Origin of the sequence: Bradyrhizobium sp. (genome assembly GCF_035701725.1) — a bacterium.
Classification (GTDB): domain Bacteria; phylum Pseudomonadota; class Alphaproteobacteria; order Rhizobiales; family Xanthobacteraceae; genus Bradyrhizobium.
The window spans coordinates 1-10,767 of record NZ_DASSRP010000359.1; the positions used below are offsets into that span (position 1 = coordinate 1).

Here is a 10,767-nt window from a genome sequence, read left to right on the forward strand (position 1 = left end):
CTGCTCAGCGTATCGTAAAGGCGTAGTTCCATGGAATTCCCGCAACCTTTCGGCCGGGCGTCAAATCATCTCGTTTGAGAAAAGACGGCCTCAGCCAGCGAATCGCTAGCTAATAATCTCGCGGCAAATGCCACAAATGGCGAGGAGACCGTTCATGGGAAACACCATGAGGCAGTGATGGGGAGGACGTCAAGAGCCCCAGAAAAGCCGTTTTGGGTGACCAAAGCCACCGCCCCTCACGAGGTTAATCATTATTTACGTATCGCGACTATCGTGTGTCGCAATCATCCCTTCCTCCAACGGTGCAGCAATGCGGTCTATTTCAGTCCTTTTGGCCTGCGCGTCCCTCTTTGCCGGGTCGGCAGCATGGGCTGACAGCCGGGTTTTCATCATCGCCAACCAGCCGGACGGTTATGGGGTCGACCAGTGCCTCGCCAAAGGCGAGAAGTGCGGAGCCCATGCCGCACAGTCCTATTGTCGGTCGCGGGACTTCGCGCAGGCTTCCTCCTATCGCCGGGTCGATCCCGACGAAATCACAGGCTCTGTGCCGAAGGAACATGAACATTGCGGCCGTCTGGGCTGCGGCGAGTACATCGCCATTACCTGTCAGCGCTGATTAGGTCGCAGTTCCAGTTCCAACTTCGGCCGCTTGCCGGTTCCTTTCAGACATTGGTATTGGGAGGCGCAACGCTGCGCGAACATCACAAGCGAAGGAACGCCGCCAAGCTCAAGATTCCAGTATGGTTTTGGAGCTGAACCGAGCACCCGCGCTTCGCGGCAAGATTGCGGCAAATACCCATCGACCGCACTATTGCCGCCGAAACGACGTGACGTCGCCCCGAGAAGCAGGTAAAGCACGCCCGAATTCTCAATCGCGGCCGCTGGCCGCAAGCCGGCGTGACCCAAGGGTGCCCGGAATTGCCCTAACGGCGGGACATGCCTGAAAAATCGATCGTCACCTCTTCCCTCTCCGTGGTCCGCGCGGCGCTGTTCGCCACTACCCTCGTGGGCGCCAATGCCAGCGCACAAACGCCGCCGCCTCCGCCCGGCGCCGCCAACCCGATGTGCCCGCGGCTTGAGGCCCAATTGGCCTCGATCGACCGTGGCGGCCTCGACCCCGCAAAAGACGAGCAGATCCGCCGCTATCAGGACTCGGCCGCACGACAGCAGGCTGAACTCGACCGCATCACGGTGCAAGCCAAGCGGATGGGCTGCGAGAGCTCCGGCTTCTTTTCATTGTTCAATGGTCAGAATGCGCAATGCGGTCCGGTGAACAATCAAATTCAACAGATGCGCGCAAATCTCGATCAGATCACCACGAATCTCGAGCGCCTGCGCAGCGGCGGCCTCGGCGGCAGCGATCGCGAAAACCAGCGTCGTTCGGTGCTATTGGCGCTCGCGCAGAACAACTGCGGACCGCAATATGCCGCCGCCGTCCAACAGCAACAGAACGGCCCGGGCAATTTCCTCAATAACCTGTTCGGCGGTAACAATAATTATAGCCCCATCCCGCCCGATGCCGGCGCGCCATCCGGCACCTACCGCACCGTCTGCGTCCGATCCTGTGACGGCGGCTATTTCCCGATTTCGTTTGCCACCGTGCCGGGGCGCTTTGCCGACGATGAGAAGACCTGCAAAGCGCTGTGCCCGGCCACCGAGGCCAATCTCTACGCCTACCGCAATCCCGGTGAAGACATGAACCAGGCCGTCTCGATCAGCGGGCAAGCCTATACGTCGTCGCCCAACGCATTCAAATTCCGCCAGGAATTCAACCCCACCTGCTCCTGCAAGGCCGCCGGTCAAACCTGGGCCGACGCGCTCAAGAACATCGACGACAAGGCCGCCGCCCAGCAACAAGGTGACATCATCGTCACGGACGAGAGCGCCAAGAAGATGTCGCAGCCCCCGCCGAAATCCGGCAAGAAGGGCTCGGTCGCTACCGCAGCTCCGGATTCAGCGTCGGCACCGGCTTCAGCGCCCGGCACGCCAGCGGCTTCCGAGCCTTCGTCCGACAACAAGCAGATCCGCACCGTCGGGCCGACCTTTATCCCGCCGCGCTAAGATTCTCGCCTCAACACTAGCCGTCGAACGCCTCCCCCGATCCGCGCCCGGCGCGCGAAACGAGCGTATCGTCCGGTTGACGCAACGGGTGACCGTCGTCGCGAAAGCGGTTGGTGATCGGGTAACGGCGATCGCGTCCGAAATTGCGGCGCGTCACCTTGACGCCCGGCGCCGCCTGCCGCCGCTTATATTCGGCGATGTTGAGCAGGCGATCGATCCGCGTGACCACCTCGCGATCGAAACCCGCGGCGATAATGCTCGCCAAAGGCTCCTCACGCTCGACCAGCCGCTCGAGAATGCCGTCCAGCACGTCGTATGGCGGCAGCGAATCCTGGTCGGTCTGGTTTTCGCGCAATTCGGCGGTCGGCGGCCGCGTGATGATATTGGGCGGAATCACCTCGCCCGACGGGCCGAGCGCGCCGTTCGGCTTCCAGATGTTGCGCAAACTGGAGAGGCGGAACACCTCGGTCTTGTAGATATCCTTGATCGGATTGAAGCCGCCGTTCATGTCGCCGTACAGCGTGGCGTAGCCGACCGACATTTCCGACTTGTTGCCGGTCGTGACGACCATGGCGCCGGTCTTGTTGGAGATCGCCATCAACAGCGTGCCGCGGGTGCGCGCCTGCAGGTTCTCCTCGGTGATGTCGCGCGGCAGGCCCGTGAACGTGTCCGATAGGATCTCTTCGAAGCCCTGCACCGCCTTGGCGATCGGCAAGACCTCGTAGCGAAAGCCGAGACGGTTCGCGAGCTTCGCGGCATCGTCGATCGAGACCTGCGCGGTGAAACGAAACGGCAGCATCACGCCACGCACGCGTTCCACGCCGAGCGCATCGACCGCGATCGCCGCGCAGAGCGCCGAATCGATGCCGCCGGAGATGCCGAGCAGGACGCCGGGAAACCCGTTCTTGTTGACGTAGTCGCGCAGACCCAGCACGCAGGCCGCATAGTCGGCCTTGTCACCTTCCAGCAAATCCGCAACCGGCCCGTTGCAGCGCCAGCCACTGGCCTCCTTGTGCCAGCGCAGCGTCGTGATGTTCTCCTCGAACGCCGGCAATTGCGCCGCGACCGACAGATCGCCATTGAGCGCAAACGACGCCCCGTCGAAAACCAGTTCGTCCTGGCCGCTGACCTGGTTGAGATAGACCAGCGGCAGCCCGCTTTCGGTGACGCGCGCCACCGAGATCGACAGGCGCATGTCGACCTTCTCGCGGGTATAGGGCGAGCCGTTCGGCACGATGAGAATTTCGGCGCCGGTCTCGGCCAGGCACTCGACGACGTTCTCGTATTCCGCGGACTCCTCGAGCCAGGTATCCTCGCAGATCGGCACGCCGACCCGGACGCCGCGAATGGTCACCGGACCGGAAACCGGCCCCCGGGCGAAAACCCGCTTTTCGTCGAACACGCCGTAGTTCGGCAAATTGACCTTGTAGCGGATCGCCGCGATGCGGCCCCCGTCCAACAGCGCGCAGGCGTTGTAGAGCTTGCCGTCATCGACCCAGGGCGTGCCGACCAGCACGGCCGGTCCGCCATCGGCGGTCTCGCGGGCGAGTTCCTCGACCACGGTCCGGCAGGCCGATTGAAACGCCGGCTTCAACACCAGATCTTCCGGCGGGTAGCCGGCAATGAAGAGTTCCGGCAGCACCAGGAGGTCGGCGCCGTCAGCGCGCGCGCGCACACGTGCGGCGCGCACTTTGGCGGCATTGCCCTTCACGTCCCCGACGGTCGGGTTCAACTGGGCCAAAGTGATCGAAAACTGTTCGGCGCGTTCGGTCATGAATGAAAGGTGCCTATGATCCGGCCAAACTGCAATTCGCTACCTTTAGATGACGCCCATGCGCTCGGCGACCGCAAACAGCCAGAACAGCCCGGCGGTGACCAGCGCGACGCCGACCGCGGCCGATCCCATGTCCTTGACCCGCCCGATCTGCAGATCGTGATCGGTGGTCAGGCGGTCGGCGAGCTTCTCGATCGCGGTGTTGAGCAGTTCGACGATCAGCACCATGACCACGGCGGCAACGAGTTCGATCCGCCGCATCGTCGAGGTACCGATCAGCCAGGCGAGCGGCAAGGAGAGAAACAGCGCGCCGATCTCCTCGCGCACGGCCGCTTCCGAGCGGATCGCAAAGACGAGCCCGTTTCGCGTGTTGATCGTGGCCCGCCAGAGTCGCAGCAAGGTCTAAAGCCCCGATGCAGCCGGCATTGGATTGACCTTGCCGGCGCGTTCCTGCTTCAGCAGTTCGGCGATCAGGAAGGCCATGTCGATCGATTGCTCGGCATTGAGCCGGGGATCGCACACCGTGTGATAGCGGTCGTTGAGGTCCTCGTCGGTGATCGCCCGCGCGCCGCCGATGCATTCGGTGACGTCCTGGCCGGTCATTTCCAGATGTACGCCGCCGGCATGGGTGCCTTCCGCCGCGTGGATCGAGAAGAACGACTTTACCTCGGACAGGATGCGGTCGAACGGCCGCGTCTTGTAGCCCGAGGTCGAGGTGATGGTGTTGCCGTGCATCGGATCGCACGACCAGACCACGACGCGCCCTTCCCGCTTCACCGCGCGGATGAGACCCGGCAAGGATTCGCCGATCTTGTCGGCGCCGGAGCGGTTGATCAGTGTCAGCCGTCCGGGCTCGTTGTCCGGATTGAGCGCGTCGATCAGCTTCAACAGTTCGTCCGGCTTGAGCGAGGGACCGCACTTCAACCCGATCGGGTTCTTGATGCCGCGGAAATATTCGACATGGCCGTGATCGAGCTGGCGGGTACGATCGCCGATCCAGATCATGTGGCCCGAGGTCGCGTACCAGTCGCCGGTCGTGGAATCGACCCGGGTCAGCGCCTGCTCGTAGCCGAGCAACAGCGCCTCGTGGCTGGTGTAGAAGTCGGTCGCGCGCAGCTCGGGATGGCTTTCAAGATCGAGCCCGCAGGCGCGCATGAAGTTCAGCGCATCCGAGATGCGGTCGGCCAATTCCTTGTAGCGCCGCGACTGCGGGGAATCCTTCAGGAAACCCAGCATCCACTGATGCACCGAGCCGAGATTGGCGAAGCCGCCGGTGGCAAATGCGCGCAACAGATTGAGCGTTGCCGCCGACTGGCGGTAGGCCATCAGCTGGCGCTGCGGATCGGGCGTGCGCGCCTCCGCCGTGAAGGCGATGTCGTTGACGATGTCGCCGCGATAGCTCGGCAGCTCGACGCCGTTCTGCTTCTCGGTCGGCGAGGAACGCGGCTTGGCGAACTGGCCGGCGATGCGGCCGACCTTCACCACCGGCACCGCGCCGGCGTAGGTCAAAACCACCGCCATCTGCAACAGCACGCGGTAGAAGTCGCGGATGTTGTTGGCGCCGTGCTCGGCGAAGCTTTCGGCGCAATCGCCGCCCTGCAAAAGGAACGCTTCGCCGGCGGCAACGCGCGCAAGCGCCTTTTTCAGGTTCCGCGCCTCACCTGCAAAAACCAGCGGAGGAAACGTCGCCAGCTGCGCCTCGACATCCGCCAATGCCTTCGCATCGGGATATTGGGGCATCTGCAGCACCGGCCGGCTACGCCAGCTATCGGGTGTCCATGCTTTGGACATGACGTTAACTCCTTGAGAAAAAACCGCTACTTTTCGCGTTGAGCGGGAGGCCGCTATATACACAGGCCCGCCGCCAATCGCTAGTACGACGGAAGTGTCGCTTATTCGCTACGGTCTTAAAGCAATGACCGGAGCCCCGCCGTCAACCCCTTGCCCCCAAAGCCGAATTCGAATTTGCTACCTCAACGCGCGGGGAACGGGGAAATCGCGGTGCGTGAGGCCGAAATCGACGACGTTTTCATCGACGATATCACCTTTCCGGCCGCCGACGGCTACGCGCTCGGCGCCACGCTGTTTCTGCCGCGCGGCGCCAAGCAGCACGCCGTCCTGATCAATTCGGCCACCGCCGTCCCGCGCAAGATCTACCGCAAATTCGCCAGTTACCTCGCCCGCCGTGGCAGCGCGGTTCTGACTTACGACTATCGCGGCATTGGCGATTCCCGGCAGCGCGCGGTGACAGGCTACGTCAAACCGAAGTCGCTGGTCGGCTTCAAGGCCTCGATGGTCGACTGGGCCGCGCTCGACATCACCGCTGCCGTCGCCTGGATGCGCGAGCGCTACCGCACCCTGCCGCTGACTTATGTCGGCCATTCCTTCGGCGGCCAGGCGCTCGGGCTGCTTCCCAACAACACCGAGGTGAGCCGCGCGCTGCTCATTGCGGCGCAGGCCGGCTACTGGAAGCTGATGGCTTCGCCTGAACGTTATCGCGTCTATGCGCTGCTCAACTTCATCGGCATGCCGCTGACCCGCGTGCTCGGCTACATGCCGGGCTGGGCCGGCGTCGGCGAGGACCTGCCGAAGGGCGTGTTCGAGCAATGGACGCGCTGGGTAATGAGCGAACGCTATCTGTTCGACGAACCCAACCTGAAGGCGCTGTCGAACTTCACCAATTACACCGGCGCGCTGCGCTCGATCTGCCTGTCCGACGATCCCTGGGCGACGCGCCCGGCGGTCGAACTGCTGGCGTCCGGCTTCAAGGCGACGATGCCCGAGATCATCACCATCACGCCCAAGGATGCCGATACCGCCGCGATCGGCCATCTCGGCTTCTTCCGCCCCGAGCACCGCGACACGCTGTGGCGGGGAGCCGCCGAGTGGCTGGAGGCGGAATAGCGGCGCCGGTTGGCGCTTGCGCGGTTTCTCGGCCGCGCTTCTCTATTCGAATGTCAAACAGCCTCTTGCGTAATTCCGGGATGCGCCGTCGCGACAAATAGCGAAGCTATTTGCGCCGAAGGCGCAGGCCCGGAATCCATCGAGCCGCGGCGCAGGTGGACAAATGGACTCCGGGTTGCGCTCACGCGCGCCCCGGAGTGACGGCTGAAGGTGCCAGCGCGACGCGCTCTCCCTTCCTCACCGATCCATCATGCGGCTGCCGCCCATGCGATCACCGCCCATCCGATCGCCGCCCATGTGACCGCGGCCAAATCCGCCGAGCCCGTACATGACCCCCATGCCGATGGCGGCGGCGGTGTCCGGGTCGATGTCATCGCCGCCCCTCGAGCGGTCGATGGTGCGTCCGCCGCCTTTGTTGCGGACTTCCTTCTTGTTGCCCTTCTTGGCGTTGGATGGCGTCGTCGAAGAGCCGCCGCCGGTGGCCGTCTTCGGTCCGGTGTCGGTCTTGGTGTCGGTTTTGGCTGTATCGGTCTTTGGCGTATCCGTCTTGGGGGTGTCCGTCTTGGGGGTGTCCGTTTTGGGCGTATCGAGTTTGCCGGTGTCGGTCTTGCCGGTCTCAGTCTTGGCGTCGTCCTTCTTCTCGGCCTCCTGCGGCGCCCACGGCGGCCCACTGCCGCCCCAGCTCAGTTTGGTGCCGTCGGACGTCGTCGGCAGATCGTCCTCTTTCTGGGGCGGCGTCTCGCTCGTGAGCTCCGGCGGATCCTCGACCCTCTTTTGCCACGTCTCCTCGTAGGAGTCGGCGAGGCGCTTGGTGACGAGCCAATCCTTCTTGCCACAGCGAACATTCGAGTAGCGGATTTTCTCTGCCTGCCGGAAGCCCTTTGCGGGCGCGGGACAGGTGTAAATGGCGTCCGAGACCGCTTCCCAGCAGAAGTCGCCGACGACGCCGGCGGATCCTTTGCAGCGGGGCATGCAGCGCCAGTACACGTGTTTGCCGGCAAGCTGGTAACCCTGACAGACGCCGGAGCCGTATCCGATGCCCGGCAACGGCTTGAAGTTGTCGGAGCCCTTGGCCGCCTCCTCCCACTGTCCCCAGTCGGGGGCTTGTTGCGCGAGGCTTTGGCAAGGCAGCGTCAGCAACAGAGCACCCGCAAGGCCGATCGCAGGCGCCGCTCGCCTTGGGCGCGATCGAAAGAAGTCTTTGTGCCGGGGTGAGAAATGCACCAAACTGAAAAGTGTCATTGCGAAGTACTCCCGCTAGTTGTGTCAGACAAACCGAAGGGAAACTTGCGTAACGCCGCACACAGTACGCTCCGCGCGATCCTTGTCCACTAGGGCGCTGGCACTTTTGCAAGGTTCGTGCTCCTCCCCGTCATCGCGAGCGAACGCGAAGCGATCCAGAATCAAACAAGGGCTGGATTGCTTCGTCGCTCCCGCTCCTCGCAATGACGAGGTGACTTCAGACCACCCTTACCTTCCCGCGTGGCTGGCGCGTCAAAGGCACGCTCGCTTTCGCCCTCTGTCATTCCGGGGCGCATCGAAGATGCGAACCCGGAATCCATCGGACCGCAACGGACGTAGAGAGATGGATTCCGGGCTCTCGCTTCGCGAGCCCCGGAATGACGTCGCAGAAGCACAGACACACCCTCCCCGCGATGCTGAGACATCCGGGTTGATCCAAATCTCTCCGCCCAAGGAGGGCGTGGGGAATGCCGGTGCTCATGCGCACCCGCAGCCTCGCGTGCAAAAGATAGAAAGCACACGAGTTAGTCACCACGAGTCCGCCGCAACATCCGGCATTCCCGCACGCGAATGGTTTTAACGGCCTATGGCGCGCTCTCCCCGGTGAACGGGCTTTTTTGCCACCGTCGTCTCGTGCGATGCGCCAGCATCGTCACGAAAACTTGGCATCAGCGTCGCGATGCCAGGACCACACGCTTTCGCCGTCCGCGAACGGCGCCTTCGTCGTTGGCGTCGTCCGCGTCCATCGCATTCCGGCCCAACGTTTCGTGACGATCGCGAAGCGCCCCTCGATCGGGCCGGGATGGCGCGAGCTTGTAGAGATGATTTGCCCGACGGGCAGAGCGAAATATTTTTTTCGCGAGGGCTGGACAGCGGATGCGAAGCAGCCGGAATCCTTTTCGAGTTTCTCGCGGCCCTACCTGGCCGCGCCCTCGTTCAGCGCCCGCAGCGCGCGGTCATAATAGGAGAGGTCGAGGTAGGCTTGCGGATCTCGCGGTGGTTTGCCCTCGTAGGCGGCGCGCAGCGCCAGCACGTTCTTGAATCCTTCGAGGTCGAATTTTCCATCGCGCGCGAAGCCTTCGGTTTCGTCGGTCACGATCGCGTAGACGTCCTCTGCGACGTCAGATGTCAACGACAAGCGTCTTGCCAGGATCTCGGTGGCCTTCGCGCGGTTGGCCTTGTCCAGCGTCCAGCGCACCGCCTCGATATAAGCTTGCAGATAGTTCACGAGCGTATCGCTGTGCTCGCGGGCCCAGGAGCGGCGGGTGTAGCCGGCCGGCCCCTGGTAGGGGCCGATGAATGAGACCGTGGTCCCGAGATCGACGAGGCCGGCCCGCACCGCCTGGATCGAGAACGGCGGGTTGATCATCCCGGCCTTGTTGTTCGGATCGTTCAACAGCGCTTCAAGCCGTTTCGGCGTGGCGCCGACCAGGTTGAGGTTGTAGTCGCCTCGCTTCAGTCCGTATTTTTCCAGGATCGCGTAGATCACGTAAGCGTAACCGGTGTCCGCGCCGTCGAGCACAATGGTCTTGCCCTTGAGGTCGGCGAACGACTTGATGTCTTTCTGGGCGATCACGTGGTTATGGGCGTTGTCGCCGCCGATGATCAGCGCAACGTCCAGTCCGTCGACATCCACGATCTTGACCGCGTTGTCCGACGTGCTGTGGATGATCTGCCACCGTCCATCGGTCAGACCTTTCGGCAGTTCATCGGAGTTCGGCGCATTGATGAGATCGACCGACAGGCCGTGCTTTTGAAAGAAGCCCTGCTCCTGCGCGACGAACAACGGAAGATTCTGGCCGCCGCGATAGACCATCACGGTTAGTCTGGTTTGCTCTGGGCTGGTCTGTTGCGGCCCGGCTTGCTGCGCCGAGCCGTGCACCGTGACGGCGACAAGCAGAACCAGAGCCATCAATGCAGATCGACCGAAGCGGACCATCGCGGACCTTTCGTAGAAACAACTTTGAGCAAAAGACGTTGCGGCCGGAATATTACAGGAGAAAGGCGGCACTCGTCTCGCAAGGTGCGAGCGCTTTCGCGTCGGCTACCTCAGAATTGATCGATCCGAACGGTGACGTCTGCGATGCACGGAATGGCCGACATGACTGGACGGATGACAGGTGTCCACCGAGGGGCCAACAGGCGACCTCACGTATGGGAGCTGCTTAGGCCACCTCTCTAACCAGCGATACCTTCACTATGACATTCTCGCCATTTGGTCCGCGCACCGGATCGCTGATGATTTCCAGATGATTACCGTTGATGGAGTATGTCCTGCCTTGCGTCGTTCCAAACCAATGAGGCCAGGACGACACATCGACCTGAGTTACAAAGCGATCGGGCGCCTCAAGCCTGTACCGGCCCGAATAGCCTATTGAGTTATCATAAGCCCGCGCCTTGTCGAGTTCCGAACTGATCTGAAAAGAGGTGCGCGCCGAAAATACCGCTGCCATCCGACCATTTTCCAAAATGATCAGAACACCTCGTGGATTGGGTCCAAAGGGATACGTCCGCACCTTGGTATCGATTTCGCACCAAAAGTCCTCAACCAACCAAGTCCCGATAATTTCCGGCTGTGACAAAGTTCTCCCCCCAACTTCAAAGCGCAAAATCAAAGCATACCCGCATGCGGTCACGCTAGGGGACGATGCCCGCTAATGGGATGGACCGGCTGCTTCCCCCGCCGAGATAGTCTGCAAAGACTACCCCGCAGCAACCGGAGAAGCAGCCCATGGATAGTGTTAAATCGCCCCTAGCCTCAATTGGCGTCGATATCGGCAAAGAAG

10 protein-coding genes are annotated in these 10,767 nt (G+C 62.5%); 3 read left to right on the forward strand and 7 right to left on the reverse strand.

All coding sequences use genetic code 11. The annotated features are described in order from the left end of the window. Positions 1-310: 310 nt before the first annotated feature. A complete protein-coding gene (locus tag VFL62_RS21475) occupies positions 311-616 on the forward strand; it encodes a hypothetical protein (RefSeq protein ID WP_325174397.1) in 306 nt (101 codons plus the stop codon). Here the strand turns inward: VFL62_RS21475 and VFL62_RS21480 are convergent. Continuing rightward, on the reverse strand, positions 607-858 hold the full coding sequence (locus VFL62_RS21480; RefSeq protein ID WP_325174398.1) for a hypothetical protein: 252 nt from the start codon (positions 856-858) through the stop codon (positions 607-609). The two genes, VFL62_RS21475 and VFL62_RS21480, sit on opposite strands and share 10 nt — an antisense overlap. 78 nt (positions 859-936) lie before the next feature. On the opposite strand from VFL62_RS21480, the gene VFL62_RS21485 reads away from it, so the two are divergent. Continuing rightward, positions 937-2,061 (forward strand): DUF2865 domain-containing protein, encoded by a 1,125-nt coding sequence (locus VFL62_RS21485; protein WP_325174399.1) that lies wholly within the window; start codon positions 937-939, stop codon positions 2,059-2,061. Between the two features lie 16 nt (positions 2,062-2,077). Here the strand turns inward: VFL62_RS21485 and VFL62_RS21490 are convergent, their stop codons facing one another. From VFL62_RS21490 to VFL62_RS21500, 3 genes are read right to left on the reverse strand one after another with little or no spacing between them, the layout of a single operon-like run. Next, positions 2,078-3,835 (reverse strand): NAD+ synthase, encoded by a 1,758-nt coding sequence (locus VFL62_RS21490; RefSeq protein WP_325174400.1) that lies wholly within the window; start codon positions 3,833-3,835, stop codon positions 2,078-2,080. Between the two features lie 45 nt (positions 3,836-3,880). Beyond that, on the reverse strand, positions 3,881-4,234 hold the full coding sequence (locus VFL62_RS21495) for a diacylglycerol kinase (protein WP_325174401.1): 354 nt from the start codon (positions 4,232-4,234) through the stop codon (positions 3,881-3,883). A 3-nt stretch (positions 4,235-4,237) separates the two neighbouring features. After that, complete coding sequence (locus VFL62_RS21500; protein WP_325174402.1) at positions 4,238-5,626, reverse strand: class II 3-deoxy-7-phosphoheptulonate synthase; 1,389 nt, start codon at positions 5,624-5,626, stop codon at positions 4,238-4,240. A 210-nt stretch (positions 5,627-5,836) separates the two neighbouring features. Here VFL62_RS21500 and VFL62_RS21505 point away from each other — a divergent pair, with 210 nt between their 5' ends. Continuing rightward, complete coding sequence (locus VFL62_RS21505; protein ID WP_325174403.1) at positions 5,837-6,739, forward strand: alpha/beta fold hydrolase; 903 nt, start codon at positions 5,837-5,839, stop codon at positions 6,737-6,739. 237 nt (positions 6,740-6,976) lie between these two features. On the opposite strand, the gene VFL62_RS21510 is transcribed toward VFL62_RS21505, so the two are convergent. The 3 genes from VFL62_RS21510 to VFL62_RS21520 form a co-directional block, all read right to left on the reverse strand. After that, a complete protein-coding gene (locus VFL62_RS21510; protein ID WP_325174404.1) occupies positions 6,977-7,879 on the reverse strand; it encodes a hypothetical protein in 903 nt (300 codons plus the stop codon). 1,018 nt (positions 7,880-8,897) lie between these two features. Continuing rightward, a complete protein-coding gene (locus VFL62_RS21515; protein ID WP_325174405.1) occupies positions 8,898-9,893 on the reverse strand; it encodes an ABC transporter substrate-binding protein in 996 nt (331 codons plus the stop codon). 253 nt (positions 9,894-10,146) lie between these two features. After that, a complete protein-coding gene (locus VFL62_RS21520; protein WP_325174406.1) occupies positions 10,147-10,563 on the reverse strand; it encodes a lipocalin-like domain-containing protein in 417 nt (138 codons plus the stop codon). Positions 10,564-10,767: the final 204 nt, after the last annotated feature.

Excerpts from the sequence above, each read along its gene's own strand:
- VFL62_RS21475 (WP_325174397.1), top strand. The coding sequence starts at position 311 with ATGCGGTCTATTTCAGTCCTTTTGGCCTGCGCGTCCCTCTTTGCCGGG.
- VFL62_RS21485 (WP_325174399.1), top strand. The coding sequence starts at position 937 with ATGCCTGAAAAATCGATCGTCACCTCTTCCCTCTCCGTGGTCCGCGCG.
- VFL62_RS21490 (WP_325174400.1), bottom strand. The coding sequence starts at position 3,835 with ATGACCGAACGCGCCGAACAGTTTTCGATCACTTTGGCCCAGTTGAAC.
- VFL62_RS21500 (WP_325174402.1), bottom strand. The coding sequence starts at position 5,626 with ATGTCCAAAGCATGGACACCCGATAGCTGGCGTAGCCGGCCGGTGCTG.
- VFL62_RS21515 (WP_325174405.1), bottom strand. The coding sequence starts at position 9,893 with ATGGCTCTGGTTCTGCTTGTCGCCGTCACGGTGCACGGCTCGGCGCAG.